The organism is Veillonella sp. 3627, from assembly GCF_003992195.1.
Taxonomy (GTDB): Bacteria; Bacillota; Negativicutes; order Veillonellales; family Veillonellaceae; genus F0422.
Window position 1 is genome coordinate 51,900 of sequence record NZ_RQVG01000011.1, and the last position, 26,608, is coordinate 78,507.

32 protein-coding genes are annotated in these 26,608 nt (G+C 39.2%); 1 reads left to right on the plus strand and 31 read right to left on the minus strand.

The genetic code is table 11. The features are described 5' to 3' along the window. Positions 1–25: 25 nt before the first annotated feature. The 24 genes from EO114_RS06655 to recG form a co-directional block, all read right to left on the minus strand. Positions 26–1,237 (minus strand): ABC transporter permease, encoded by a 1,212-nt coding sequence (locus tag EO114_RS06655; protein ID WP_127062254.1) that lies wholly within the window; start codon positions 1,235–1,237, stop codon positions 26–28. Beyond that, positions 1,230–1,967 (minus strand): ABC transporter ATP-binding protein, encoded by a 738-nt coding sequence (locus tag EO114_RS06660; protein ID WP_062402368.1) that lies wholly within the window; start codon positions 1,965–1,967, stop codon positions 1,230–1,232. The genes EO114_RS06655 and EO114_RS06660 overlap by 8 nt, the downstream gene beginning before the upstream one ends. Further along, positions 1,967–3,034, minus strand: a complete 1,068-nt coding sequence (locus EO114_RS06665; RefSeq protein ID WP_082717795.1) for an efflux RND transporter periplasmic adaptor subunit — start codon at positions 3,032–3,034, stop codon at positions 1,967–1,969. The genes EO114_RS06660 and EO114_RS06665 overlap by 1 nt, the downstream gene beginning before the upstream one ends. A 261-nt stretch (positions 3,035–3,295) precedes the next feature. After that, positions 3,296–4,255: a 6-phosphofructokinase gene (gene pfkA / locus EO114_RS06670; RefSeq protein ID WP_062402363.1), complete on the minus strand. Its 960-nt coding sequence runs from the start codon at positions 4,253–4,255 to the stop codon at positions 3,296–3,298. A 1-nt stretch (position 4,256) separates the two neighbouring features. Continuing rightward, a complete protein-coding gene (locus tag EO114_RS06675) occupies positions 4,257–4,820 on the minus strand; it encodes a shikimate kinase (RefSeq protein ID WP_009353844.1) in 564 nt (187 codons plus the stop codon). An 86-nt stretch (positions 4,821–4,906) separates the two neighbouring features. Beyond that, the gene (locus tag EO114_RS06680) at positions 4,907–5,290 is read right to left on the minus strand and encodes a hypothetical protein (RefSeq protein WP_127062256.1); all 384 of its coding nucleotides are present in this window, start codon (positions 5,288–5,290) and stop codon (positions 4,907–4,909) included. A 34-nt stretch (positions 5,291–5,324) separates the two neighbouring features. Further along, a complete protein-coding gene (locus EO114_RS06685; protein ID WP_127062258.1) occupies positions 5,325–5,876 on the minus strand; it encodes a hypothetical protein in 552 nt (183 codons plus the stop codon). Beyond that, the gene (locus tag EO114_RS06690) at positions 5,866–6,699 is read right to left on the minus strand and encodes a hypothetical protein (protein ID WP_127062260.1); all 834 of its coding nucleotides are present in this window, start codon (positions 6,697–6,699) and stop codon (positions 5,866–5,868) included. Before EO114_RS06690 ends, EO114_RS06685 begins: the two co-directional genes overlap by 11 nt. A gap of 11 nt (positions 6,700–6,710) precedes the next feature. Further along, positions 6,711–7,151, minus strand: coding sequence for a hypothetical protein (locus EO114_RS06695; RefSeq protein WP_206168671.1), 441 nt, complete (start codon positions 7,149–7,151; stop codon positions 6,711–6,713). A gap of 195 nt (positions 7,152–7,346) precedes the next feature. Further along, positions 7,347–7,952, minus strand: a complete 606-nt coding sequence (locus tag EO114_RS06700) for a hypothetical protein (protein WP_127062266.1) — start codon at positions 7,950–7,952, stop codon at positions 7,347–7,349. A gap of 135 nt (positions 7,953–8,087) precedes the next feature. Next, positions 8,088–8,444 carry a hypothetical protein gene (locus EO114_RS06705; protein ID WP_127062268.1) on the minus strand — a complete coding sequence of 119 codons (357 nt, stop codon included), beginning with the start codon at positions 8,442–8,444 and terminating at the stop codon, positions 8,088–8,090. Further along, positions 8,441–8,905: a hypothetical protein gene (locus EO114_RS06710; RefSeq protein ID WP_127062270.1), complete on the minus strand. Its 465-nt coding sequence runs from the start codon at positions 8,903–8,905 to the stop codon at positions 8,441–8,443. The genes EO114_RS06705 and EO114_RS06710 overlap by 4 nt, the downstream gene beginning before the upstream one ends. Continuing rightward, positions 8,905–9,516 carry a prepilin peptidase gene (locus tag EO114_RS06715; RefSeq protein WP_127062272.1) on the minus strand — a complete coding sequence of 204 codons (612 nt, stop codon included), beginning with the start codon at positions 9,514–9,516 and terminating at the stop codon, positions 8,905–8,907. The genes EO114_RS06710 and EO114_RS06715 overlap by 1 nt, the downstream gene beginning before the upstream one ends. 22 nt (positions 9,517–9,538) lie before the next feature. Continuing rightward, positions 9,539–9,916, minus strand: coding sequence for a competence type IV pilus major pilin ComGC (locus EO114_RS06720; protein WP_009353863.1), 378 nt, complete (start codon positions 9,914–9,916; stop codon positions 9,539–9,541). Positions 9,917–9,924: 8 nt separating this feature from the next. Next, positions 9,925–11,100, minus strand: coding sequence for a type II secretion system F family protein (locus EO114_RS06725; RefSeq protein WP_127062274.1), 1,176 nt, complete (start codon positions 11,098–11,100; stop codon positions 9,925–9,927). A gap of 12 nt (positions 11,101–11,112) precedes the next feature. After that, positions 11,113–12,105, minus strand: a complete 993-nt coding sequence (locus tag EO114_RS06730) for a type IV pilus twitching motility protein PilT (RefSeq protein WP_127010865.1) — start codon at positions 12,103–12,105, stop codon at positions 11,113–11,115. Next, positions 12,102–13,115 carry a GspE/PulE family protein gene (locus EO114_RS06735; RefSeq protein ID WP_127010866.1) on the minus strand — a complete coding sequence of 338 codons (1,014 nt, stop codon included), beginning with the start codon at positions 13,113–13,115 and terminating at the stop codon, positions 12,102–12,104. Before EO114_RS06735 ends, EO114_RS06730 begins: the two co-directional genes overlap by 4 nt. A gap of 211 nt (positions 13,116–13,326) precedes the next feature. Beyond that, positions 13,327–15,210: an acyltransferase family protein gene (locus tag EO114_RS06740; protein ID WP_127062277.1), complete on the minus strand. Its 1,884-nt coding sequence runs from the start codon at positions 15,208–15,210 to the stop codon at positions 13,327–13,329. Between the two features lie 171 nt (positions 15,211–15,381). After that, a complete protein-coding gene (locus EO114_RS06745) occupies positions 15,382–16,650 on the minus strand; it encodes a glycosyltransferase family 2 protein (protein WP_009353839.1) in 1,269 nt (422 codons plus the stop codon). A gap of 12 nt (positions 16,651–16,662) precedes the next feature. Further along, positions 16,663–17,334, minus strand: a complete 672-nt coding sequence (gene pssA / locus EO114_RS06750) for a CDP-diacylglycerol--serine O-phosphatidyltransferase (protein ID WP_127062279.1) — start codon at positions 17,332–17,334, stop codon at positions 16,663–16,665. Then, positions 17,327–17,962: a phosphatidylserine decarboxylase family protein gene (locus EO114_RS06755; RefSeq protein WP_062402326.1), complete on the minus strand. Its 636-nt coding sequence runs from the start codon at positions 17,960–17,962 to the stop codon at positions 17,327–17,329. The genes pssA and EO114_RS06755 overlap by 8 nt, the downstream gene beginning before the upstream one ends. 52 nt (positions 17,963–18,014) lie before the next feature. Beyond that, positions 18,015–18,740 (minus strand): WecB/TagA/CpsF family glycosyltransferase, encoded by a 726-nt coding sequence (locus EO114_RS06760; protein ID WP_127062298.1) that lies wholly within the window; start codon positions 18,738–18,740, stop codon positions 18,015–18,017. Between the two features lie 102 nt (positions 18,741–18,842). Further along, a complete protein-coding gene (locus tag EO114_RS06765) occupies positions 18,843–19,031 on the minus strand; it encodes a 4-oxalocrotonate tautomerase (RefSeq protein WP_009353866.1) in 189 nt (62 codons plus the stop codon). 108 nt (positions 19,032–19,139) lie between these two features. Then, complete coding sequence (recG, locus tag EO114_RS06770; protein ID WP_127062281.1) at positions 19,140–21,176, minus strand: ATP-dependent DNA helicase RecG; 2,037 nt, start codon at positions 21,174–21,176, stop codon at positions 19,140–19,142. A gap of 552 nt (positions 21,177–21,728) precedes the next feature. Between recG and rpmB the strand changes: the two genes are divergently transcribed. Continuing rightward, positions 21,729–21,917 carry a 50S ribosomal protein L28 gene (rpmB, locus tag EO114_RS06775; protein WP_038144954.1) on the plus strand — a complete coding sequence of 63 codons (189 nt, stop codon included), beginning with the start codon at positions 21,729–21,731 and terminating at the stop codon, positions 21,915–21,917. Between the two features lie 169 nt (positions 21,918–22,086). Here rpmB and EO114_RS06780 read toward each other — a convergent pair whose 3' ends face one another. The 7 genes from EO114_RS06780 to EO114_RS07935 form a co-directional block, all read right to left on the minus strand. After that, positions 22,087–23,358 carry a phosphopentomutase gene (locus EO114_RS06780; RefSeq protein WP_127062283.1) on the minus strand — a complete coding sequence of 424 codons (1,272 nt, stop codon included), beginning with the start codon at positions 23,356–23,358 and terminating at the stop codon, positions 22,087–22,089. A 72-nt stretch (positions 23,359–23,430) separates the two neighbouring features. After that, positions 23,431–23,955 carry an NUDIX hydrolase gene (locus EO114_RS06785; RefSeq protein WP_127062285.1) on the minus strand — a complete coding sequence of 175 codons (525 nt, stop codon included), beginning with the start codon at positions 23,953–23,955 and terminating at the stop codon, positions 23,431–23,433. Between the two features lie 9 nt (positions 23,956–23,964). Continuing rightward, positions 23,965–24,804: an SWIM zinc finger domain-containing protein gene (locus tag EO114_RS06790; protein WP_127062287.1), complete on the minus strand. Its 840-nt coding sequence runs from the start codon at positions 24,802–24,804 to the stop codon at positions 23,965–23,967. A 174-nt stretch (positions 24,805–24,978) separates the two neighbouring features. Continuing rightward, on the minus strand, positions 24,979–25,239 hold the full coding sequence (locus EO114_RS06795) for an HNH endonuclease family protein (protein ID WP_127062289.1): 261 nt from the start codon (positions 25,237–25,239) through the stop codon (positions 24,979–24,981). Positions 25,240–25,273: 34 nt separating this feature from the next. Then, complete coding sequence (locus EO114_RS08075; protein ID WP_127062300.1) at positions 25,274–25,561, minus strand: DUF262 domain-containing protein; 288 nt, start codon at positions 25,559–25,561, stop codon at positions 25,274–25,276. Positions 25,562–25,701: 140 nt separating this feature from the next. Continuing rightward, positions 25,702–25,890 carry a hypothetical protein gene (locus EO114_RS06805; RefSeq protein WP_127062291.1) on the minus strand — a complete coding sequence of 63 codons (189 nt, stop codon included), beginning with the start codon at positions 25,888–25,890 and terminating at the stop codon, positions 25,702–25,704. A gap of 526 nt (positions 25,891–26,416) precedes the next feature. Continuing rightward, on the minus strand, positions 26,417–26,608 hold a 192-nt coding region (locus tag EO114_RS07935; RefSeq protein ID WP_206168672.1), incomplete at its 5' end, for a hypothetical protein.

A 26,608-nucleotide genomic window follows, 5' to 3' on the forward strand; every position in this document is an offset into this window, starting at 1 on the left:
CCTATACATATTGGTATTTAATCAGCTATTCATAATGTAAGGCATCAATAGGATTTAACTTAGCTGCTTTTCTAGCCGGATATAAACCAAATACAAGACCTATCGTCATAGAGAATCCAAAGGATAATAAAATAGGTCCTGTGGTCACTACAGTTTTTAACTTAGCTACTGTAGCAATCAGCTGTGACGCACCAATCCCCACTAAAATACCGATGGCACCACCTACGAGAGAGATAACGACGGCTTCAATTAAAAACTGTGTAATAATCGTACGATACGTAGCACCTAAGGCTTTACGAACACCAATTTCTCGAGTACGTTCCGTAACAGACACAAGCATGATATTCATAATGCCAATGCCACCAACTAATAAAGAAATCGCTGCCACAGCACCTAGGAATAAGGTCATGGTAGCTGTATTTTCTTCTACCGCCTTCATAATGGACGCCATATTGTTCACATTAAAATCATCGAGATCAGGATTTTTAATGCCATGACGGACACGCAAGATATTTTCTATATCTGCTTGCACCCGTTCTAAGTCTTCGCCTTCTTTTGCTTGAATGTAGATCATACGCAAATAATCAACACCCATCACACGTTCCATCATAGTTGTATACGGTACTACAATAACATCATCTTGATCATTCCCCATAGTACCAGAACCCTTTTCATCAAGGACACCTACTACTTTAAACGAATTTTTATGAATCCGAATATCCTTACCAATAGGATCTTCATTACCAAACAAGTTTTTTGCCACTGTGGCACCTATAACTGCCACCCGTTCACGGCGTTCAATTTGACTATCTGTAATAAAACGACCTGATTTCATAGTCCAATTATTCACATACTGAAAGTCAGCGTTAGCACCATTCACAGTTGTGGTCCAATTCTTGCTCATGTACACAGTCAAATACGAATTAGCTGCTACTGGTGAAGCTGCTTGCACGCTATTCATCTTCGAAATAGCTTCATAGTCGCCCATTTTTAACGTTTTATTAGCACCAGATACCGGGCGTACCCCTGGTGTTCTAGGAGCCCCTGGATAAACCATTAATAGATTACTACCCAAACTGGAAATAGATTCTGTGATTTGTTGACGAACCCCATATCCAATGGATACCAATGCAATCACCGCAGCTACACCAATGATGATACCTAGCATCGTCAATAATGATCGCATCTTATTGGCTATTAGAGATGACCAAGCCATTAAGAAACCTTCCTTATACATGGCTTTCACCTCCTACCTGCAATCCTTTCATATGGGGATTTATTCTATCTTCTACAATAAGACCATCTTTTAAAACCACATTGCGACCTGCATATTCAGCAATATCTGGCTCATGGGTGACTAAAATGATGGTACGCCCTTCTCGATATAATTCTGTGAAGATATGCATCACATCTAAACTTGCTTTTGAATCAAGATTACCTGTAGGTTCATCCGCCATAATAATCGCTGGGTCATTGGCCAATGCCCTCGCAATAGCAACACGTTGTCGTTGTCCCCCTGATAATTCTGCTGGCATATGATCCAACCGAGTACCGAGCCCCAAATCTATCAATAACTGACTAGCCCTAGCTTTACGTTCTGCTTTAGACACTCCTGCATAGACCATCGGTAATGCTACATTATCTAGAGCCGTTAATTTAGGCAATAAATTAAAACTTTGGAACACGAACCCAATTCGTTTATTTCGTACATAGGCCAATTCATCGTCCCCCAGATGGGCTACTTCTTCTCCATCTAATCGATAGGAACCACTGGTAGGTCTGTCAAGACATCCTAAGATATTCATAAACGTAGACTTCCCAGATCCTGAAGGTCCCATGATAGAGGTAAACTCCCCTTCATAAATGGACAAATCAATACCATGTAATACTGGTACCGTTAACTTTCCATTCACATAGGTTTTCGTAATCCCCTCCAAGGTAATGACTGCTTTTTTTGGAGTTTCCATTAGAATGGCCCCCTCTGTTGTTGTTTTTTTGTCGTGCTTACATCACCACTGATAATGATTTCATCACCTTCTTCTACTCCAGAAATAATTTCAATTGTAGAATCACCAGTCATACCAGTTTTTACACTGGTTCTAAGAGGCTTACCATTTTTGATGACATACACAAATTCTCCCACTTTATCAGAACGAACAGCAGCCAATGGAACTACCAATACATTTTGTCGTTCTTCTCCATGAATCGTAGCACGTGCGGTCATACTAGGAAAGAAATGGCTTACATCACCAGCAGGAATTGCTACGCGCACTGTATAATACACTACGGATGAACTGGTCGTTCCCATACTACCTTTTGTACCTAAAGAAATACTTTTAACAGTACCCGTGAAAGTCTTACCAGGATGCGCATCGACCGTGAAATCTACTTTGGCACCTTCTTTTACATTTCCAATATCTGTTTCGTCAACTGTTAAATAAATTTCTAAATCAGACAAATCAGCGATAGTGGCAATGATCATTTGTGTAGAAATACCAGTGGCGATAGTTTGACCTGCTTTCAAAGGTTCTCCAATAATGGTCCCATCCATAGGAGCTGTAATAGTACTATCTGTTAAGTTTGCTGCTACTTGATCATAACTAGCTTTTGCTTTTTCATAGGCTGCTAAGGCATTATCATAGGTTTGCTGTGAAATGGCGCCTTGTGACACTAACGTACGGTATCGATCCAAATCTGTGGCTGTTTGGTTGAGTGTGGCCCTTGCATTATCTACAGAAGCCTGTAATTGACGAGAATCAATAGTAGCGATGACCTGACCTGCTGTTACATGCTGATTGGCTTTCACCAAAACAGATTCTAATTTGCCAGGAATATTGGTAGATACATCTACATAACGAACAGGATTAATCGTTCCCGTTGCATTAATAGTAGATGAAATACTACCTTTTCCTACTTTTCCCGTTGTATAGGTAGGTGCCTCTTTTGTTTGGCTACTACTATACCATTGCCATCCACCAATAGCTACCACTAAGATAGCCACAATGGCAATCCATAATTTTTTATTTTTCCACATAAAATATCTCCTTTTGTCCATCGATTACATATAGAATGCCACCAAAATGGTGTTTCCTTACTCTAATAGGCCCCAACTCCAACATATAGTATAGACTTTCATCTCCTTAAACTGGTTTACGCCTGCTGATAGCTTCCTTTTATAAGTAGCCCTTTACTATAGTATAAAACAAAACATACCATAGATAGAGGATAAAAAGAAAAGAAAACTAAAGTTAGTTTTCTTTATCTTATACAATACAATAGCAAAACAACTATGAAATTATTGTCCTAATACTCGTATTAATTGGTATAAAGAAGTATCTAAAGGATACTCACATATTACAGCTTCCTCATAGGCTATCGCATCAATATGATTGCAATGAACCCCTATTAGATGATGTGTATGTCCCTCTAACAAGGCACGTACTCCTGCCTCTCCTAAGCGAGCAGCCATTAATGCATCATAAGCAGACGGTGATCCACCACGTTGTAAATAACCTAACACTGTCACAGAGGGTGCATAGGATGTATGTGCTTTAATATATTGAGCCACTTCAAAAGCACTATAGGCTCCTTCCGCAACGATAATAATACTATTCTTTTTACCATTACGAGTAGTATTTTCTAATGATTCTTTTACCTCTTCTAATGTCATTGGCACCTCTGGTGTCAGTACCACCTCAGCACCGCATGCGACGCCAGCGTACACAGCAATATGACCTGCATGTCGTCCCATCACTTCTACAATAGCTACACGATCATGAGCTGTAGAGGTATCACGAATTTTGCTCACCCCATCAATGATGGTATTAAGAGCTGTATCAAAGCCGATTGTATAATCGGTACCATTCATATCTTTATCAATAGTGCCTGGAATTGTCACCGTAGGTAATCCTAGGTCAGACAACACCTTAGCACCACACATAGAACCATCTCCACCAACAACGACTAATCCGTCAATACCATGACGACGTAAATTATCATAGCCTCTTTGTTGATGTTCAGGTTCTTTAAATTCAAGACAACGGGAAGATTTTAAAATCGTCCCTCCCTTGTTCACAATATTCCCTACACTACGCCGAGTCAAAGAAATAAAGTCTTCTTCTAAAACGCCCAAAAAGCCTCGTTGTATTCCTACTACATCGAGGCCTTCATATATTGCACTTCTTGTGATAGAACGAATGACTGCATTCATTCCTGGTGCATCTCCACCACTTGTTAAAATAGCTATACGTTTCATATTATTCACCTTGGTGTACTTTTCGCCGTTTAAAATATATGCCTTTAGACTTTATGGATCCGTCAATACTCGTCACCAATTCATCAGTATGACTGTATGTAGTATCTAACACATGGTCACATTTACGATATAAGGGTTTCCACCGTCGCATCATCCATGCTACATACCCAGATACATCATCATAATTCATAGTCGGTCGCTTACCAATCCACCGATTGACACGATTTACAATCCGATAATGTGAAGCGCGTATACCTACAATAAAAGAGTATTTTTGCATATATCGTAATGTACGCATGTCAATAGGGAAGTTTCCACCTACAGAAATCACCGCTTCATGATACATGGCCACCTTTTTAATTACTTCAAATTCTGCACGACGAAATGCCTTTTCACCTATTGTCTTAAAAATATCAGCAATAGGCATATTATATCGTTTTTCTAATATTCGATCCGTGTCAACAAACTGCCAGCCTTTGGCATCCGCTAAATTTCGACCTAAGTGACTTTTTCCGCTCCCCATAGAACCAATGAGGATAATGTTTCTCTTGATAGTCGTTTTCATATTTTATAATATCTCATTCTTCCATCTAGTAGTAAATTTTAACTTTATTTTACTATACTCGACTATACTTTGACAAACCATTAGGACTAATTTTTAGTATTTTCATAAATCTTACATTGTAAAGTAGTCACACTTTGTGAGTGAATAATTTTCTCTATCCTAAAACGCAAGGTAGGATGTACCTTTTGCATCCCTACTAGCCACTGCACCATATCTAGGGTAGACCCTTGCACTACCACATCTAGGGATTCTGCTTCTTTGTGCGTACTGACCACCACTAAAGGTGTGTCTCCTATAGAGGACAATACTAAATGATACAAGCCTTCTAGGTCTAACACATTGTCATCTAATTGTTTTATAAATTGATAGCTTTCACTGTTTAAAAATGTTGTTTCTGCCTCCTGTGATAGTATCTCTTCATCAATCTCTGCAGAGATTCGTTTCGTTTCTCCTTGAAAGTACACCATCATACTAATACCCGTAACCACTACACAACAGTACACACTAACGACTAGAAGCAGACTTTTTTTGGGAATTGGTAAGGCTTTCCATAGTGGCTGTAATACGACTACGGTATAGTGCAGTTCCGGATTCTTTTTCCACCACTTCATCATAATGACGGTGACCTCCTAATCGACTCAACACTGAACTAAACTGATGCAATTCAGTTTCACTGCTTCCTTTAGCTTCTATATACCATTGGTTCATAGTAGACCACTCGACCAATTGAATGTGATATGTATTCGATGTATCTAATACATATATACATTCCTTCAACGTCCCCTGTGGCAATGGTTCTTCTTTTGTATTCTCATGAATCATAGAATCATATACACTATGAGCCTCTTTAGCATCAATATGGCGAGATATTATCTCTTTCTGTTTCTCTACAATGTCTTGATACTGTATATATGCTTTTGTGCCTATCGCCACAGAACCCACTAATATAATGATCACTAGAGCTAATAGGGCCCACCATATATTTTTGTACCGAATATACCAACACACCCACTGTATATCCGGTTCTATAAAATTAAGATTTTCTTTATTTTCCATCGACAAGTAACCTAATTGCTAAACCATATGCCATTTCATGATTTATATTCTGTGGGTTATAACCTTCTCCTTTATCTACTATATGAAGGGGTACCTGATCGATTGTTCCATAGGTTTCTAAAATAGTCTCAAAGGCTTTAGATCTTGTTTCATCAAAACCAACTACAATAGCTCCCTTAGGATAGGGCACCTGAAATTGTTTACTATCTTCATAGACCGTTTTACAGGCTTCCAATACTTCGTTCACATCTAATGACACTAAGGTATGCGCCGTACAGAATTTATCATTCCATAAAGATACTTGCACCTTATCTTCCTCTGGGGTGATACAAAGCATAGACGATTCTCGACCACGGCTGAACGCAAGAGGTGCTGGCCAGTAATCGATAACACGAAGATCTCCTCCGCCTTGTTGAATCCCTTGCGCCACCTGTTTCACTTGTTTTCGTTCTAAGGCTACGATGAGCATACACATTAGCTCCTCCGTTGTACCTGGTCTAGAGGCAAAATCGATAGCGTTAGGGAAATCTTCATTCTGAAAGATTCGTTTTCCCTCGCGGTGGGCAAATAAGTACTGATCTATTTTATGCATCATTGGTGTTTCCATGTATACTGATTGAAGTGACGATTCAAAAACACAACCAATAGATATACCAACTTCTCCATAATATTCAAAAAATTCTTTCACATCAGTTCCCTTATTACTGTGTCGTTTTTGAACGATTATATCTTCTAGCACAATAGTACCTTCAATTTTGTAGGCTTTTATCCCAACAATTTCATCATGTCCAATGGCAATACCCATCACTCGTTTACTTTTCACTACAAACCTCCTTACTCTCTGACCCATTCTATTTGTATCGTCTCTAATATGTCATTTTTATATATGGTCTTAATGTATACATCTTTTTTTATATTCGTTTCTGTTCCTACATCAGTACATAAGAGCCGTAAACAATAAAGTTGCTCTTCTTGTTCTTTATATAAAATAGCCTCAATCCGTTCCGTATCCGTTTCTTCTAGTACATATTTCGGTGAACCACTACCAGTTATTTCCTTTTGATGAGCTAAAAAGAATTTTTTATTTGTACCTAATACTATGCCTCGCTCTATACCATATTGACATCGAACAAAACGATATTCATCCATCATGCTTTGATAAGTAATCTGCATCGTATGTAGCCAAGCCACCCAAGTACCAATGGTTATCATCGCTATTAGTAATATCATGTATGATACAAAGCCATTTCTCTTTTGCCCTTTCCAGCGCAACATAATAGTTAACCTCGCATACATTACCTAATATAAGTGCTCTACAAGCATCTATTTCTAACTAACTGTTTTTTTGTATATATTTTTACGGCTTCTGACATAATTCATAACCCTATAGATAGATTATGTATATTAACATGTATCCTTAGTATTTCTGCTCATATGCGGTATTTCTATCTATTATGACAAAGTACCAACTTACTTTGCTATATGTTGTAATCTCTGAAGATAGGTGGCATACGGCAGAATGCCTGTCTGTACATGATATCGGTTCTGTCCACCTTCCATAAGTTGAATATGATCTCGCCGCCAATAGGGACGTACCTCTGAATACCAATGTAAGTCAACGAGACCATCTGATCGTTCCTGAAAAAATGTAGACCCTTGCGGAAACACATGTATTTTTCCAATCTTGGGACTAATTTCATTTTCTGTAATATCCTGCAATTGTCCATCAGATAACATGGTCACAAAGGCATCTTGATAGACGCGTATCCTCCAGTTTGATGGAGATACTAACCATGACCCATCTTTACTAACTATCGGTCTTTTCTCACTATAGCGAAGGCGATTCATAATCTGTATACGACTAAACCTAGCATCTAACAGCAACTCATGACGATGATGCAACATATGTATCCACTTCACACTATGTGATGTGATTAAGAAAAATCCTGTTATGATGGTCATTAATAACAGACTTCCTAATACTGCTTCTACCAGTAAAAATCCTGCTGTTCCCTGCTTACCCTTGGGTATCCAACAAAAAGTCCTCGTCTTTTTCAAGCGTAATACCATACCCATGCATTTTACCTCGCCATAGCACATCACAATTTTTTATATACTTATCTCGAAATCATAACAATTCGTTTTTTAATCTATATCAGATAACTGCACCATATTTTCAGTTTGTATCTTTCGTCATCTTGATGGTGTATCTCATTGGCTAGAAGGCAATAAATAAGTAGTGAGCCGATGTATTTCTTCACCATGACGATAGGCTATTACCGTCAATACACGTACTCCTTCTTGATTTATTTCTGTCTTGCGCTGAAAATTAGTCGTTCCCACAGTTAGTGGTTCACCAGACTCCGGAATCTGTCCATATGCCCAACTAGCCTTCCCCTCTTCCATATACAAAATCATAGCTTGTAATATTCTATCTTCTTCCATCATTTTTCCATATTGTTGGATACTGCTCATCATGAGTACGAATAAAGTTGAACATAATAGACTCATTACAAACAGCGAAGCTAATACATCCATATAGAGAAATCCTTCCTCTTTTAGTTTCAAAATTTTGATTCCTCCCAACGTATACGCCCTGATTGACGGGCAAAAATGAATGTACGTTTATAGCGAATTAGATCATCTACTAATGTAACAGTAAATACTTTCCCAACTCCTTTATGAGCTGTAAATCGAATACTGGGGTAAGTTCCAGTAAATTCGATATGCATAGATTCTGGTAAATTACGGTACACTAAAGAGTTATTTGTATTAATATATCCATATCGCATACGCTCTAGGACAACACGATTGACACCATTATTATTCTGTAAGTTTCCATACAAAGTGGCAAGTTGCATACGCTTCACATGCGCAAATAAGATACGACCTTCTCGATCAAATACATGATACTCTCGTTGCTCTTCATTATGTAATAATAAGACCATGCCTATAACAAGAGAAAAAATAGTCATATATAGTAAAACTTCCACTAATAAGAACCCTTCTATATTCTCTTGGCTTTTCACTAAAGCCACCCCCCTACAGGGCATATGAATAGTAATATAGTTGCCATACTGAAAGAAGGACCAAAGGGAATATAGGTATGATTCGGAGATGTAACACGCCACACACAACTGTACAAGATGCCAATGACAGAGGAAAGTCCGCATAATGCCAAACATTCCACTGATGTGAGCCAACAACTAATGGCCATCAACCATTTGATGTCACCTAATCCCACACCACCACGGCTAAACCACCGCAATGACCACCACAATCCGCCCATACAGAGGGCATTGACTACTATCATCAATACATCACCATTACCTATCCACTGGTAAACAAATCCACATATACAAATTAGAATAGCTCCCTCATCGGGAAGAATGTAATATAGCTTATCGATGGTTGATCCCCAAAAGAGCGTTACCTCCAGCATATAAAGAAGTGCCAGTTCATAGATATTCGTAATGTATCCAACTTGATAGGTATAGCAAAGCCCTACTGTCCCTATGACATGAGCAAAAATGGACATAAGGCACCACATACTATGTGTTTTCATATAGGTCCAAGAAACAATGAGATAGAGGCTTGCAACTCCTGTGATACCAGCAATACCTCCTAATACATACTCCATATTTCCCTCTTCCTTCAACTAATTAATTAGCCGCATCAGGTGCAGTGACAGCAATATGTTTACCTTTACCGCCTTCATTTTGTACACTGGTGACTGTATATTCTCCACCCTTAGGAGTTTTCACATGTTCTGTTAAATAGCCTTCTTTGTACAATGTCTCTACCGTAGGTACTGTATCGGTAGATTGTTCCATCATATACAACTGTGCTGCATTAGAAATCGTTGTAACATCTGATTTAATTTTCGCTTCCTTCGCCTTGTTTGAAGCATTTAAAAACTGTGGCATTGCCAAGGATGCTAAAATAGCAATGACTGCTACCACAACCATTAATTCCACTAAGGTAAATCCATCTTGTTGCTTCCGTTGTCGTAAAGACAAACGTTGTCGTACTGCTTCCATAATTCCTCCTATTGAATGGCTGAAATTGAATTAAACATCGGTAACATTACCGCTACCACAAGTAAAGCGATTATACTGCCCATAATGCTAAGCATAATAGGTTCTAATAATTGTTCTCCTCGTTTCACAGTCCGGTCCAAAATCCCCTTATAATACGCATGCCCTTGGTCTAACATACTTTCTAGGTCACCCGTTTCTTCTCCGATGTGAAGCAAATCCCATAAAAAAGAAGTTCCTAATTGCACCTTTTCTAATGAATCCGTAAATCCATGCCCTTGGGAAATACGAGTTTTCACCTCTTTTTGTAGCGCACTTGCCCAGCGGTTGCCCCACAGCGATTCTGTCATATCCAACAGTTGTAACAAAGGTATACCGCTTTTTAAAAGTAGCTTCCAAATCTGACACATGCGTACCATCGTATACGCCATAAGCCATTCCCTTTGTGCCATACATAGCCAAACCTTACGATGCACACTGAATTTCACAGATTCTCGTTCGTACGATTTCCAGAAAACCATACCGAATACTAGCAAGGTAATCAGGAGATACACCCCTTTTTGTTGTAACCATGTACCTCCTGCAAAAAGAGCTGCTGTAAGCGGTGGCAATTCAATTTGCATGCTCTCAAAAACTGATTTAAATTGCGGTAAAATAAAACCCACTGCAACGCCTACAAATACTATCATAAGTACCACCAAAAATGATGGGTATGTAATGGCTGATACTAATTGTTGGCGTAATCGATGCTCTTCTTCGTACATACTTTGAATCATGCCTAACGATTCAACTAGGGTTCCTGATGCTTCCCCCGCCTGCAGTATAGTGGTGACAATGCTAGGGCACTGATACTTGGATAAACTCTTTGATAGTGCCATACCACGTCCTACATCTTCACGAATATCTCCATAAGGAATAGTGGCCCCTTTTGTATTGACCATCATATCCAAGGCTTTTCGTAAAGAAATACCTGCGCCCAACAACATATGTAATCGATAGGCAAAGTGAATCATATGAGCTGCTTTCCATTGCTGTTTTCTTGACTTCACAACAACACATTCCAAATGAATCGGTGTTATCGATTGATAGGCTAGCTTTGCCTGCACTTCCTCTTCAGAGTCGCCCCATACTTTGCCTGACACTATTTTTTTATCCGTCGTAAATCCTTCATACGTATACCAACTCATAGATATTCTCCACTAATTTACCTGTAATACAGACTCTAACACTGGCGATGAACCATAGATTGACCTTAACTCGGCAACTGCCATTTCCAGTGTTTTCATGGGCCTTTGCGTTTCTTGTATGGATACGATTTGTGGCTCCTTTCGTTGCCGTATCAAGTTAGCCACTGCAGGGGTATTAATTAAAATATCTCGTACCGGTATAAATCTATCGTCGATAACAACCAGTCGTTGACAGATGACGGCTCGTAATATCTGTGAAAGTTGTGTCCGCACTTCCTCTTGTTGGTGTGCTGGAAACATGGAAATCATCCGATTAATGGACATAGTAGCACGTTGCGTGTGCAAGGTAGCAAATACGAGATGCCCCGTTTCCGCCGCATGTAGTGCCGCTTCCAATGTTTCCTTATCCCGTACCTCACCGATTAAAATCACATCTGGATCTTCTCGCAATGCATCTCGAATACCATCTGCCATATGATGAAAGTGTGTATGCAATTCCCGTTGATGTATTAAGGACTGTTGATGGTCCAATACATATTCTATGGGGTCTTCTAGTGTAATAATATGGCGACGCATACTTTCATTGATGTGCATTAAACAAGAGGTAAGAGTGTAAGATTTTCCTGAACCAGTAGCACCAGCGATAATAACTAAACCTTCTTTGAAAGAAGATATACGGCGCAATAAATTGCCCTCTTCCGATGTATCTAGCCCTGTTTTAGGGGGATATAAAATACGTAAGGTACCGCCCCAACCAGAACGCCAACGGAATAGATGAACCCGAATGCGTAAGCCTTCAAAGGTCATGGCTCCATCATAGGACATCATAGTATCCGATATGGTATGTACTTGGTCGGTTAGAAACGTTAGCATGTCTTCATCAGATAAGTGGTACTCTGTAGGTACTACGTCCATGCCCAAGCGCCAAAAGACCGTACCACTTTGTACATGAATATCTGTAGCTCCTCGCTTGATAGCTTCGTGTAATACTTGTGACCAAATCATAGTACTACCCCCACACGAAGTACCTCTTCTTCCGTAGTCAAACCTTCCTCGATGGCTCGCCGAGCTGACTCTTCCAAAGAACAAAGCAGATAGGAATCTAGCTGTTGCCAATGGCAATCATGGTTCGGAATGGCTAGTAACTCATACAATCCACAACGACCATGATACGCTCCATCTACTAGCCTTCGTACCAATCGTTGCGAGATAACACCGGTCAAGGTGGCACGTACAAGATAGTCTTCTACACCCATATCCACCAATCGTTCCACCACACCTAGGGCATGGTTCGTATGAATTGTGGAGAGCACACGATGCCCCGTAAGTGCAGCCTGTACCGCTAGCTGCGCCGTTTCTTGGTCACGAATTTCACCAACTACTATGGTATCTGGGTCATGCCGTAAAATAGCACGTAATCCCTTACTGAAAGTCATACCAATCTGTGGCTGTACACCAATTTGAACAGCTTTTTCTACGATACGTTCCACTGGATGCTCCAAGGTGATGATTTGCTCCTCTTCTCCATTAAGTTCTTGTAATAATGCATACAAGGTAGAACTTTTACCAGACCCTGTAGGCCCACACACAAGCAGTAATCCATGTGGGCGTGCCAATAACCTGCGCACCTCTGCACTGATATGAGCAGGCATCCCTAATTCTTCTAAGGATTTTATTTGTTCATCATGCCAAAAGAGTCGGCATACAAGACTTTCACCATACACAGACGGCAAGGAAGACATACGTATCGTTCCTGAGTGATTTCCATGAGTCCACACATACCGCCCATCTTGAGGTAATCTTTTTTCACTAATATCTAAAGACCCTAACACTTTCAAACGATTCATCAGCTGCTCACCTTCTGGCATGGGAATCCGAGCTATCTCTTGCAAACGACCATCCAAACGAAATCGTACTTGCACCTCTTTTTCTAAGGTATCAAAATGCATATCACTGGCTCCACTTTCATAGGCACGCTGAAAGAAATGATCCAGCTCAATCTCCACATGGTACATAATTTCACCTCCTTTACTTGCGTACTTAGGATTTCTCTATGCACCCTCTAAAGCCCTAGAAAACACTCCTACCAGTCAACGTTGACTAGTAGTGCTATTTTAGGAGTAATTAATCAAAAAAGGGTCGTAACAAAGATGTAGAATCTACATATTGTTACAACCCTTATATATTGGCATGTCTAGCTAATTCCTCTTATCGTAAGATAAGTGCTTAGCGCTTTTTCTGTTTTTTATTTGTTTCTTCTTGTTGGAGCAATACTTTTTTTACTTCATCATGGATAAATTTAGAGTATTCTTTCACTCCTGTATCATTCGGATGGATACCGTCATCTCCAAGCCAGTCACGATGTTTTGCTGCTAGGCTAGCCCAGTCGATGATATGCACATTCGGATGTTCTTTGGCAAGCTTAGTTAAGTATGTATTATTGGCTTCAATCCATTGGATGCCTGGCGCATAATTGTTGATCCAGAAAATCTGACGATTGGACCCTAAATACTGCACCAATGCTTTTGTTTCATCTTCATAATAGCCTGTAATGGGACCATTCGTACCAAGGCCAATAAGGACCGCATTGCCTAATTGTTGCTTAGCATCCATTTGCTTTGCAATCCCTAAACCTGCTCCTACATAGCGAGATACTTTGGCATCAATTTGTATACCTGCAAAGTCCTTTCGTAATGCATGCGCGGAACCAAGCATGACGGAATCACCAATGGCTGCCATATGCACCATATCTTGTGGATCACTGACAGTAGACAAATCGATTACCTTCGCATTTTCTGCAGCTTGGGATTCTGCATTCTTCGCCAATCGCACTTGCAATTCAGTCACGTCTTGTTGCTTCTCTTCTGATGCTGTGGCAAATGCATACATGCCTAGGACAATACAAACAGCCCCCACGATAGAAACAACTTTCACATAGTAGGAACGAACGACATCCACAATGGCACGGACACTATGTTGACGGACACACCAATTCGTCACCGCTTCAGACCAAAGTGTAAGGCCTATGATAGCCGATACTAAGACGATATAGTAGGCTATAGGTGATGCAAAATATTCCATGAAACCCATATGTTCAAAGAGATAAATCATTGGATATTGCCATAAAAATAATCCATAACTATGTTTACCAAACCATGCAAGGAGTGGCACATCAACCAGTTTTCCAAGTGGCGTGTTAGGACGTTCTACTAACCACACCATGAACCCAAATAGACAAGTAAATGCTACCATGCCATAGGTGTAAAGAGAAGGGCTTTGCCCATCTAAATAGATGTACCCTAGCACTGTTACAATGATACCTACCAGTAGGAGTACACTGCTGATAACATTTCCTTTCATAGTGCCCAAAGGATATAGTTTTTGTTCACTCCGGTGCAATCCCAAAAAGGCACCCAATAGCAATGCGAATAGCCGTGTGTCTGTGCCGTAATAAAAACGAGATACGTCCATACCCTCTGTATATAGTAGAGGCATAATGACAGAGGAACCTAATGCTAACACCAACATCCATACTAGACCGATGGTATAACTCCATTGTCTTTTCAGTGCTGTATAGATCCAAAATAGAATTGGCCAAATGACAATGTATTGAATTTCTACCCCTAAGAACCACATATGGGTGAATGGCGATGTGTTTAATAAACGGGTAAAATAGTCCGCATTTTGTGCGATTTGCCACCAGTTATTATAGCCCAGCAAAATGGAAATCACTTCTGGGCGTATGCCCGCTAGTTTTTCAGGTAATAGCAAATGCCACAATCCTAGCACTACTGACACCATCAACACTAAAGGGATGAGAATCCTCTCTGCCCTACGTTGAAAGAATTTTAAAACGCTGTAATTCCCCAACTTCCATTGTTGATTCGTGGTGAAAGCTAATAAATATCCCGACAATACAAAGAAAAGGGAAACCCCCATGAACCCGCCACTGGCTGCATGGGGAAATAAATGAAAAATCGTGACGCCTAGAATGGCTAATCCCTTTAACCCGTCAAGGCCTTTCACAAACTGACCTGGTTTGACTCCTATAATACGTTTTTTCTGTCTTGAACCAAGCCCTTGATGCGGTTCTTCTAACTCTGGTGGCATACTGTGTCTTCCCTTCTACATGAAATGTTATATAGTACATCATTTGATACGTAATATACATTATAGCATAGAGAATGGGCACTGCGTAGAGTAAATTTTAAGAATAGTAAGCACTTTCTCATTACAAAAAAAAGCAACAGAATTTTCACATCCTGTTGCTCTTATCATATCTTATTCTTTGGTTTTTCGACTGGTATCACCCATACGGGTTAATTTCACTTCCCCTAGTTCTACCCCACGAGTATGTTGTGTATGAGACCATACTTTATCGTGGCGATTCAAATATCCTAAGAAGGTAACGGGTACCCAAGAATAGATGAATAGTGGATACAATAGATAATAGATCCAAACTTTTGGTGGCACTTTAATTTGTGCTAACACAATAAGTGGAAATAAATATTGTCCAATACCAATAATCTGCCATACTTGTACTGGCAAAATTTGGTAAATAATATTCGTATACAACGGTACAATACCATTGATATAGGTCATAATAATATAAAAGGCTGACAATAGCAAGAAATAGGGCTGTGTAATCTGCACAATCCCATCTAGAATCGTCCATTTTCCTTTCTTAATACCTTGTACAAAAAGTTTCGGAATATACCGTTCTCCTGTGTCAAAATGCCCTTGCGCCCAACGTTTCCGCTGATTCCAAGACTGCATAAAGGTCAATGGCTTTTCATCATAGACGATAGCATTATGCGCCCATGTTGTTTTCACGCCATGGATTAACAGTTTCAAGGAAAATTCCATATCTTCCGTCAAGCTATTACATGACCAACCATAGTCGCGGATAATATCTGTACGAATACACATACCTGTACCACCCAAGGCTGTGGAAAGTCCCAAGTTATATTTAGCCAAGTGCCACATATGATTGACCATCCAAAAGGCAATGGCAAAGGTACCCGCTACCCATGTATCGGTTGGATTCTTCGCATTCAAATACCCTTGAATCACTGGCTCCCCTTTTTCCAAATGACGATTCATTTCATAGAGGAAATGAGGATGCACTAGATTATCCGCATCAAAAATTACGAATGCATCATACTTGCGTTCCATGGCGAATACTTTGTCAAACATCCAGCCCATGGCATATCCTTTACCCACTTCTTCTGTGTTAAAACGTTCATACACTTCAGCACCAGCTTCACGGGCAATCTTGGCAGTGTCATCTTTACAATTATCTGCCACCACAAAGATATCATATAAGTGGCGAGGATAATCTAAGACCTGTAGATTATTCACCAATTGACCTATCACGGCACTTTCATTATGGGCACAGACAATAATAGCAAAGGAATGTTTCGGCGGACATTCTGTTTTATCACTTTTATGCCACATGCCACAGACCATCAACACAAAGTAATACAAGGTATAAAATACGATAATTACCTGTATGGGAATCATAATTAGGTCAAACCAAACGTAATTCATCCTAGTTCCTTCCTATTTACGAATGTTGTTGATGATAGTATTACTAATACCATATACAGCATATAATACAAAAATCAATACCGGCCAGGAGCGATAATCCATTAATAAGCAAAATACGCCGCAGCCTACGGTAATACCTACGGCAATGGGTTGCACTGGATCGCTACCTTTCCCTTTGAAATCTGGATGATGCACATTGCTAACCATCAAGTAACCTACGATAATCATAGCCAACATCAATGCCACATCAGGAATACGAACACCACTTAACACATAGGTAGCTGCCATACAACCTGCTGCAGGAATCGGTAACCCTTGGAAGTAACCGTGCACTTCTTCCGTCATAATATTAAATCGTGCCAATCTGAAAGCCCCTAATACAGAGAATACCAACAATGGCACATAGCCTAACCAACCATAGTGATCCAAGCTCATCATATACAGCATAAAAGCTGGAGATACGCCAAAGCCAACTACATCGGCTAAAGAATCTAATTCACGGCCAAAATCTCCAGAAACACCCAAAGCACGAGCAATACGTCCATCTAAACCATCGGCTAATAAGGACAAAAGCACACATATGGCTGCCCAAGTAAAATTACCTGTAGCAGATAAACTAATGCCTATCACACCGAAGGCTAAATTTGCTGCTGTGCAAAGATTGGGAAATATAGACTTATTCATCTTTCACCCTCCCAATAATCGTTTCTCCACCAACTACATGTTGCCCTTTTGTGACGCAAATCTCTACGTCTAATGGAACAAATAGCTCTGTGCAAGAACCGAATTTAATCATACCATACAAGGTACCTTGCTCCAAGGTATCTCCTACATCTGTCCAAGACACGATACGTCTAGCCAACAAGCCCGCAATCTGTGTCACCACAATTTCCATCTTGTCATTTTTAATGCTAATTGTATGACGTTCATTTTCATATCCTACTGAATCTTTATAGGCAGGTAAGAAACGACCTTCTGTATATTGTCGAAACGTAATTTCACCTGCCATTGGAGCCCGATTCACATGGACATCAAAAACAGATAAAAAAATCGTTACTTTTTTACATTGTTGATGTAAATATGTGTCCTCAAACACTTCTACTACTTCCATCACTTTCCCATCCGCAGGTGATACTAACACCATTGGATCATGAGGAATACGGCGATTAGGATTTCTGAAAAAATAAGTAAAGAATAATGCCAGTACAAATGGTATAATTCCTAACCACCATGATAGAAAGTAGCCTACCAGTGCTGTCACAACAAGACAAGCACCGATTAAAGGGTATCCTTCTTTAACAATCAAACCCATATTAAACCTCTCTTAACTAGTGATAGCTCCAACAAGATACAACTATACTGTATCAATGTTTATGGCGCCATACAGTCCACATAAATTTAGGCAATGCTAACATACGAATGATACGTTTCGGTTGCAATGCCAATCGATATAACCACTCTAAGCGGTTTTCTTGCATCCATACAGGAGCTCGTTTCAACATGCCCGCTAATACATCGAAAGAACCACCCACTCCCATGGCGACTACACCATCTAAATGGGCTAATTTTTCTTGAATCCAAAACTCTTGTTTCGGCACCCCAAAGGCAACAAACACTAATTGAGCCCCTCTACGTTGAATCTCATCAAGAATGTCTACTTCTTCCTCCGCTGTGAAATATCCAGAATGATATCCCACTACCGGCAATTCTCCAAGTTCTGCTGTCATATTTTCTAAGGCTTTTTTGACAACTCCCTCAGCTCCACCTAAGCAGTATATCTTTATATTATGTGCTTTAGCTGCCTTCAATAAGTGTTGCAATAGGTCACAACCTGTTACTCGTTCTGGAAAACGCTGTCCCTGTTGCTCAGCTGCCCATAAAGCACCTGCTCCATCCGGTACAACGAGATCCGCTTGTTGCAGAACCTCTAACAATCTTTGATCATCCTGTGCCATCATAATCATTTCTGCATTGGCCGTTGCCACCATATGTAATTTTGGCTGTCCCACTAATGAAAGCACTCTATCTACGGCTTCCGTCATCGTTACCGCATCAATTGGGACGGATAGCACATGTATTTGATTCTGCACCATTCACCTCATCTACTCTAGTATGTAAACAAGAAGGACAGGACATATGAAAGAGACTACACCCTATCATAGACCTATCCTTCTGGTAGGTAATTTTCCTAATTATTTCTTTTCGCAGCGCATAACGCCAGCTTCCATATAGTTATCAGCTTTCATGTCCACGAAAATTACTTTTACCGCTTCTGCCGGTACTTTTACAGTTTCTACAGTTGCTTTTGTAATCGCTTCGCCAAGAGCTTTCTTTTGTTCAAAAGTACGACCTTCAACAAGTTCTACATGAATAATAGGCATGAGTCTTTCCTCCCTCATCACTAGATATCTATAGCACCATGCTACAGATAAAATCTCACCTTATTGTATCATAGATGACCCTTACTAAACAACATGTAGTAGGTAAGATTAATTATATAAAATACGCATATACTGTGGTCCAAAACGTGCTTCCATTTGGTGACGCAAAGTCGATTGTACTTCATCAAATCCGTGGGATTGTAAATACATTTTAGCATCTTCTCTAGCTTCCACAAGAATAGGTATATCTTTGATAATGTTCGCAACTTTCAAATCTGGCAGACCTGACTGAGCCAAGCCAAATAATTCCCCTGTACCACGGATGAGCAAGTCTTGTTCTGCTAGTTCAAATCCGTCTTGCGTTTGTTCCATCAGTGAAAGTCGAGTTTTGCTATCAGGGTTTTTACTATCACTAATCAGAATACAATAGGCCTGTGCCGATCCACGACCTACACGACCACGCAATTGATGCAACTGGGATAAACCAAAACGTTCTGCATTATGGATACACATAATCGTCGCATTCGGCACATTCACGCCTACTTCAATCACCGTAGTCGATACTAACAAATGAATCTCTCGACGATAGAACGCATCCATAATTTCTTCTTTTTCCTTTGGACGCATGCGACCATGCACCAAACCTACACGATAGTGTGGCTCAAAATATTCTTTATATTCATAAGCAATCTGTTCCGCAGCTTGCAAATCCATTTTTTCAGACTCTTCTACTAATGGGCACACGGCATAGACCTGACGACCCGCTTGCATTTCCTTTTCAAAAAAATGTAACAATCGCTCTTTATAGGACGAATCCACAGCGTAGGTCTTCACTGGTTTACGACCAGGAGGCATTTCCTTAATCAAAGAAACTTCTAAATCTCCATAAATGGATAAGGTCATAGTCCGTGGTATAGGGGTTGCCGTCATGATTAGCACATGAGGATGGTCTCCTTTTCGTTGTAGTTTCGCCCGCTGCTCTACACCAAATCGATGTTGTTCATCCACTACAATCAAACCTAATTGATGAAATATAACCCTATCTTGAATCAATGCATGGGTACCTACTAAGACATCGATGTCTCCTCGTTCTAAGGCTTCATAGAGATCTTGCTTTTTTTTCGTTGAACCAGTCAACAATGCCATTCGTATCGGAGCATCTTGAAAGAGTGCCTGAAAGCTTTCAAAATGTTGTGTGGCTAAAATTTCCGTCGGCGCCATAATCGCCCCTTGAAATCCATTTTCTACTGCTTTAGCTAACGCCAAAGCAGCTACTACCGTTTTACCAGAACCTACATCACCTTGTACTAACCGCTGCATAGCTTGAGGCTGCTCCATATCCTTAGCAATTTCCCCTAATGCTTTTTCTTGATCCCCTGTCAAAGTAAATGGTAAGCCTTGCCTAACTCGTTCCACCAAAGATCCATTCTTTGTCATATGAAAGCCTCCTTGACCTTGCTCGTGAGCTCTTAGAAGTAACAATCCCATTTGCATAATCCATAGTTCTTCATAGGCTAATTGTGCACGTGCCTCTTGGTAGCGTTCCCACGATGTAGGAAAATGCATTTCTCGAAAGGCATCATAACGGCTCATGGTAAACTTGTCTCCCATCACATCTTGAGGGACCACGTCTTCTAAAGTGCCATTATGGTCAAACCAATTTTTAATGGCTACGCGAATCCCCCACTGTTTCATACCTTCCGTCAAACCGTAGACCGGTACAATACCACGGTCTATGACTTGTCCTTCTTCTATCATTTCCACTTGTGGTGTATTCATTTGGTACGCACCATAAGTATGTTCTATCTTCCCATAGGCATATATTTGTTGACCTAGTTTATAAAAGTTTTTCTTATAGGCTTGGTTAAAAAATGTCAAGTTTAATTGACGTATTCCATCAGATAGAGTAACCGTTAAAATATGCATACGTGGTCTTGGGCGTTTTTCACTGACCCTTACTACCTGCCCTGTCACACCTATCATCTCTCCTATAGGAGCTTCACAGATCGTATACACTTGCCGTCTATCTTCAAAAGTACGTGGAAAATAATGCAACAAACCTGTTACCGTATAGATTCCTAATTTATTCAATTGTTTCACTCGTTGCGGTCCCACACTCTTTATAGATTGCAATTGTTCGTTCATATTCTATCTGTACTCTTTCCTTTTTTCTAAAAGTACCCTCTACTCTATCCACTCTGAAAGCATGCTACATGACTAATTTGTATTAGTTGCTTAATACATAAGAATCGCCATACTGTAAACACTCGCTAATACTCTGTCATAATCAGCCTTACTGTACCTACGTATGGTATGGTATGCATCTATATGTGTATCTATCCTATGACACACTATCATACGTAACTGCTACTTGATGCTTTATATTATACCATAGAGAGACAATACAATATGAACTCTACCTAAAAATAGGCGCAAAAAAAGAAGGGCACTTTGTAAAAGAGTTACGTGAGTTAGGTTATATAACAAAGTGTCCTTCTATGATTAAATTATACATCTTGTTTAAATTAAACACAAGTCATATTTTAATAAAATTTGACAGTGTTTACTATTTTAGTATATAGTTAATAAGCTAGTATAATCTTATCTAAAAGGAAGAAACGCACTTGCATTGCTATGCCCTTTTATGATAAAATACATATGTTATATTAGTAGTAAACACTTTGGAGGTGGAAACAAATGGCAAACCTTTGCGAAGTATGTGGTAAATCCACTACTACGGGTATGAATGTTTCTCATTCCCATATCCGTTCCAAACGAACTTGGAAACCAAACATCCAAAGAGTACGAGCAATTGTAGACGGCGAAACTAAACGAGTTAACGTTTGCACACGCTGCCTTCGTTCTGATAAAATTACACGCGCGTAAGATTTTGAAGGTACATGTACTCAAAAAAGAGGCTATCAGTCAGGAAGAAATTTCTTCAGTACTGATAGCCTCTTTTGCTATGTTTAGCTTTATTATTTTACTCTATTCTTACACCGATAAAACACAGGGCTCAGTATAAGCCTAACTGTATAAAAAGTAAGCCTCTCCTTTATTTTGCTAATAATTGTAAAAAACTTTCCCCCGCAAATGATTCTTTAACCCCAAAGTTTTCCAATATAGTTTGTCCAATATCTGCAAAGCTACGTCTATCCCCTAGATCAATGGGTCCTGTGAAAGTTGGTGAATACGCCAAAATTGGCACGAGTTCCCGTGTATGGTCCGTACCCTTCCAAGTCGGATCGTTACCATGGTCTGCCGTAATAAGTAGCAAATCATCTTTCGTCAATAGTTCTAGCAGTCCTCCCAACTGGTAGTCAAACATTTCTAGCTCACGACCATAACCTTGTACATCACGACGATGTCCATACAAACTGTCGAACTCCACTAAGTTCACCATCATATAGCCATGAGTAAAACTACCTTCCGATGTAGTATCAGATGTATTATGCATATTACGTGGACTACATATACCATGTGCATCATATGTACCATTTGTACCATGTGTGCCGTCCGCACTATGCCCCAACAAGGCAGCCACTAGGTTCATACCATGGGAATTAGATTTCGTTGGATAGGATTGATCCAAACCGATATGAGCATATATATCCCCAATCTTTCCCACACCAATTGTGGGCACTTTCGCATCTTGTAAAGCTTGCAACACAAATCGCCCTTCTGGCAACCGACTATAATCATGACGATTTGAGGTTCGCACAAAATGACCTGGTTCTCCCACAAATGGACGAGCAATGATACGCCCTACGTAATAGTCCCCAATACACACACGTTCCCGTGTAACTTGGCACATCTTATATAGGTCCTCTAACGGTATGATGCTTTCATGAGCAGCAATTTGAAACACCGAATCAGCAGAGGTATACACAATAGGTTTGCCCGTTCTCATATGCTCTTTCCCAAGGCGTTCAATGATCTCCGTCCCCGATGCAGCTTCATTACCTAAAAATCCATAGCCAGTTTCCTTCGTGAAAGTATCCATTAACTCCTGTGGAAACCCATCATAAAACGTAGGGAAAGGAACGTTCACAGGATGCCCCATCATCTCCCAATGACCACTGGTCGTATCTTTCCCTGTACTCTGTTCATGCATGCGACCAAAGGCGCCCACTACTGTATCTTGTTGCGGTGTAATATCTGCAATCTTACCAATGCCCAATTTTCGTAGATTTGGAATCTGTAAAGGACCTACCATTTCTTCAATATGCCCCAACGTATTGGCACCCGTATCTCCAAAACGTTCTGCATCTGGACTGTGGCCAATTCCTACACTATCTGTAACAATAGTTATAATTCGTTTAAACATAGAGACCTCCTCTCTTGTAAACGCTCGTAAACAAGCTATGCCTAGGAAATTGGACTCCTAGGCATTCTTTCACTATTTCAAATACGGCATAGCTAATAACAACGCAGATAAGGTTTTGCTATCCTTAATCTTTTCTTCCTGAATGCGTTGTAACAATTCATCAAAGGTATAGCGCTCTACTTCCACATATTCATCTTCATCCCAATGGATTTCCCCTTTTGAAAGTCCTTTTGCTACAAATAAATGGATCACTTCATTGCAAAATCCAGGAGACGTAGCGATAGTACCTAAACTAATCCATTCTGAAGCGATAATTCCAGTTTCTTCTTCTAGTTCTCGCTTAGCACACACTAATGGATCTTCTCCTTTGTCTAATTTACCTGCAGGGATTTCTAATAAATAATCGTTTAAGGCATATCGGAATTGTTTTTCCATAATGATACGATTTTCCTCATCAATAGCTACCACTGCACTTGCCCCTGGATGATGTACCACCTCACGCCACGATTCCTTGCCATTAACCTCAGCAATATCGTACGTTACTTTAATTAATTTACCATCGAATTTCATCTCCGATGAAAGTTTATGTTCTTGCATGGGTCCTCCTTAATTTACGATAATAGGTTCTATTTGATTATGAAAAATAATAGTTCCTTTATTAGTCCATCGTACACTCATCTGCCACAACACATCTTTATCAATCGTCGCTAAATATCTGTTTTTACTGTATTCGTTTTTAAATTCTTTTTCTACTATTTGTAGCATATACTGTAGTTCTAATAAAACTGCAAATTCATGTTTACAATGTCCATCACAATAACAACTACATGAGATATCTTCAATGATTCCATTATTATATTCAAATTCTACCTCATAGTACTCTGATCCACGTATAATGGCATATCCATATCTATCATCGATACACATATATACAACTCGTTGTTCTTTATAATATTGTAATCCTCTCTCTACTCGAGCATGCTCTATAGGAAACTGAGTTAGATCATCTAGTGGAAATGGATCCGGTCTATATGTAGAAATATATGGTTCTTCACCTTGGGGAGGAAAAAACCATTGACTGATTTTTTCTTTACCTAAACTTTTACGGTCAAAGCTCAATAACAGTCGATTGAAGATTTTAAATTCCCCTTGTAATTGGGTATCGATCTTAGCAATGACTCGTTCATATTTTGAAGGTCTTACTTTAAATTGATGACGTACATCTACAACTATACCTAACGTATCCTTCATTTTACCAGAAACATAGACATGATCTCCCTCATGAAGAATTATATCTTCACATAAGTATAAAAACACATCATCTTTTGCCACAAAATATACCTGAACTAAAGTCATATGCTTATGTGTTGAAATGGATTTAGATTGAGTTAATTCTTTAGTATCAGTCGTTTCTTTGTCGAGGATGTCTAATTCCTGTAGGGCCATGATATATCCTTTCTTATTAAAATACAAAGCAAAGTTATAATCCCTAGATAAATTTAAAATGCATATAATTTAATAATGAGATCAGATAATATATTTGTTCTTCTATTTATATCTACTGCTGTCCATTTTTCCTTGCTACCTATATCTTCTCCTTTATCACTATCAACTATAGATTCATTTAAAAAATAAGCCACTTCTTAATCCCTCAAACTCACTTCCACTAGGATTATAGTCACGTTTTACAATAAAAGAAGAATTGCTCATTTCCGAATTATATGGGGTCAATGTTAAATTACCTAATTTATTTTTATATGTTTCTTGAATATCTTCTGCTTTGAGCTGATCGCCATTACCTAAAGACTGAATCCAATCTTCATTCAGTCTTCCATCTGGTAATATATGTTCTATAGTCAATTTATAGAGTACTCGAGGCATTAGTTTTGATGTGAAATTATCTAAAGTATCTGTTCTAGATTTTGAAAATAGCCATAAAAATTAAAGCAATAGATGTTAATCCGTGCTGACCATCTACAACTTCTTGCCATTTAATTGATGTATCTATTGGATCTACTTTATCTATAAATAAAACATTACCAATATAATAGCCTTCCTTCTCTACATTTATATCATTTAAAAAATCACTAATATTTGATTCTTCCCAAGTATACGGTCTTTGATAATTCGGAACTATATACGTTGGTCCATCCCCAATCGGAAATATTTCTTTAACTTGTTTACATCCTGTTCCAATTTGTATAGAAAACTCTCCTTAAGATATATTAATTGATACCTTAAGTAGATCATATATAAATATGTATGTCAAGATTTGGAATTTTACATTCATATAAAAAGAATAGAACCAAAAACTAATTTGTGTAGTAATAATTCTAATATATATTAATTATCATAAATATGTTGATGTATAAGCGTAATACAATCATCATCTATAAATGAGTCATATCGTAATCTAAGTGCATTATAATTATTAAGACCGGTTTCAATGCTAATTAATACTTCAACAAATACACGATAATCAGTATCCATCATTTGCTCTAATTGATCCTTGAATATATTAAAATTCTTCATATGATCCCTCATTATATATCTACAATATAAAACCGATCAAATTATATCATAATTAGGTAATAACTACGAGTACAAAAAATAGTTCTGCTTTACTAGGGATTCTAGGGCTAAGCATTTATACTATAGATATTACTTTTCGAATCTGGCTGGAAACGGCTTAATAAATATAGCTCTATCATTAACAACTTCCTATGTGTTCCTGGCTGTGGATTTTGTGCGCCCTTTGGGCTTCAAAATCTTACGCCAGGAACTAAGCGATGCTCTATGATTTATGCGTCGCTTTGCTCCTTTAAATCATGAGCCCTACTTATCCCAGGCCTTATCAGATATACCTTAGTTAATACTCGATTAATCTGGCTGGAAACGGCTCTCCTCGTACATCATCATTTGCAACTTCCTATGTGTTCCTGACTGTGGATTTTGTGCGCCCTTCGGGCTTCAAAATCTTACGCCAGGAACTCCCCGATTCACACACTTTCATGCGTCGCTATGCTCCTATGAAAGTGGTTCACTGGGGATCCCAGGCCTATGGTATTCTTCCATAGATATTACTTGAGTCATGTTGGCTGGAAACGGCCAGACCAAAATAATATATTGAATGAGAAAATAAAAAGAGCACCCTTTTGGGTGCTCTTTCTTTATTTATCAGCGACTTCCTATCCTCCCAGGCCGTTTCCAGCCAAGTACTTTCGGCGTTTACGAGCTTAACTACTGTGTT

Coding starts and splice junctions, on each gene's coding strand:
- EO114_RS06655 (WP_127062254.1), bottom strand. CDS start 1,237: ATGTATAAGGAAGGTTTCTTAATGGCTTGGTCATCTCTAATAGCCAAT.
- EO114_RS06660 (WP_062402368.1), bottom strand. CDS start 1,967: ATGGAAACTCCAAAAAAAGCAGTCATTACCTTGGAGGGGATTACGAAA.
- EO114_RS06665 (WP_082717795.1), bottom strand. CDS start 3,034: ATGTGGAAAAATAAAAAATTATGGATTGCCATTGTGGCTATCTTAGTG.
- pfkA (WP_062402363.1), bottom strand. CDS start 4,255: ATGAAACGTATAGCTATTTTAACAAGTGGTGGAGATGCACCAGGAATG.
- EO114_RS06675 (WP_009353844.1), bottom strand. CDS start 4,820: ATGAAAACGACTATCAAGAGAAACATTATCCTCATTGGTTCTATGGGG.
- EO114_RS06680 (WP_127062256.1), bottom strand. CDS start 5,290: ATGATGGTGTACTTTCAAGGAGAAACGAAACGAATCTCTGCAGAGATT.
- EO114_RS06685 (WP_127062258.1), bottom strand. CDS start 5,876: ATGGAAAATAAAGAAAATCTTAATTTTATAGAACCGGATATACAGTGG.
- EO114_RS06695 (WP_206168671.1), bottom strand. CDS start 7,151: ATGTTGCGCTGGAAAGGGCAAAAGAGAAATGGCTTTGTATCATACATG.
- EO114_RS06700 (WP_127062266.1), bottom strand. CDS start 7,952: ATGGGTATGGTATTACGCTTGAAAAAGACGAGGACTTTTTGTTGGATA.
- EO114_RS06715 (WP_127062272.1), bottom strand. CDS start 9,516: ATGGAGTATGTATTAGGAGGTATTGCTGGTATCACAGGAGTTGCAAGC.
- EO114_RS06720 (WP_009353863.1), bottom strand. CDS start 9,916: ATGGAAGCAGTACGACAACGTTTGTCTTTACGACAACGGAAGCAACAA.
- EO114_RS06725 (WP_127062274.1), bottom strand. CDS start 11,100: ATGAGTTGGTATACGTATGAAGGATTTACGACGGATAAAAAAATAGTG.
- EO114_RS06730 (WP_127010865.1), bottom strand. CDS start 12,105: ATGATTTGGTCACAAGTATTACACGAAGCTATCAAGCGAGGAGCTACA.
- EO114_RS06735 (WP_127010866.1), bottom strand. CDS start 13,115: ATGTACCATGTGGAGATTGAGCTGGATCATTTCTTTCAGCGTGCCTAT.
- EO114_RS06740 (WP_127062277.1), bottom strand. CDS start 15,210: ATGCCACCAGAGTTAGAAGAACCGCATCAAGGGCTTGGTTCAAGACAG.
- EO114_RS06745 (WP_009353839.1), bottom strand. CDS start 16,650: ATGAATTACGTTTGGTTTGACCTAATTATGATTCCCATACAGGTAATT.
- pssA (WP_127062279.1), bottom strand. CDS start 17,334: ATGAATAAGTCTATATTTCCCAATCTTTGCACAGCAGCAAATTTAGCC.
- EO114_RS06755 (WP_062402326.1), bottom strand. CDS start 17,962: ATGGGTTTGATTGTTAAAGAAGGATACCCTTTAATCGGTGCTTGTCTT.
- EO114_RS06765 (WP_009353866.1), bottom strand. CDS start 19,031: ATGCCTATTATTCATGTAGAACTTGTTGAAGGTCGTACTTTTGAACAA.
- recG (WP_127062281.1), bottom strand. CDS start 21,176: ATGAACGAACAATTGCAATCTATAAAGAGTGTGGGACCGCAACGAGTG.
- rpmB (WP_038144954.1), top strand. CDS start 21,729: ATGGCAAACCTTTGCGAAGTATGTGGTAAATCCACTACTACGGGTATG.
- EO114_RS06780 (WP_127062283.1), bottom strand. CDS start 23,358: ATGTTTAAACGAATTATAACTATTGTTACAGATAGTGTAGGAATTGGC.
- EO114_RS06785 (WP_127062285.1), bottom strand. CDS start 23,955: ATGCAAGAACATAAACTTTCATCGGAGATGAAATTCGATGGTAAATTA.
- EO114_RS06790 (WP_127062287.1), bottom strand. CDS start 24,804: ATGGCCCTACAGGAATTAGACATCCTCGACAAAGAAACGACTGATACT.
- EO114_RS06795 (WP_127062289.1), bottom strand. CDS start 25,239: ATGCCTCGAGTACTCTATAAATTGACTATAGAACATATATTACCAGAT.
- EO114_RS06805 (WP_127062291.1), bottom strand. CDS start 25,890: ATGAAGAATTTTAATATATTCAAGGATCAATTAGAGCAAATGATGGAT.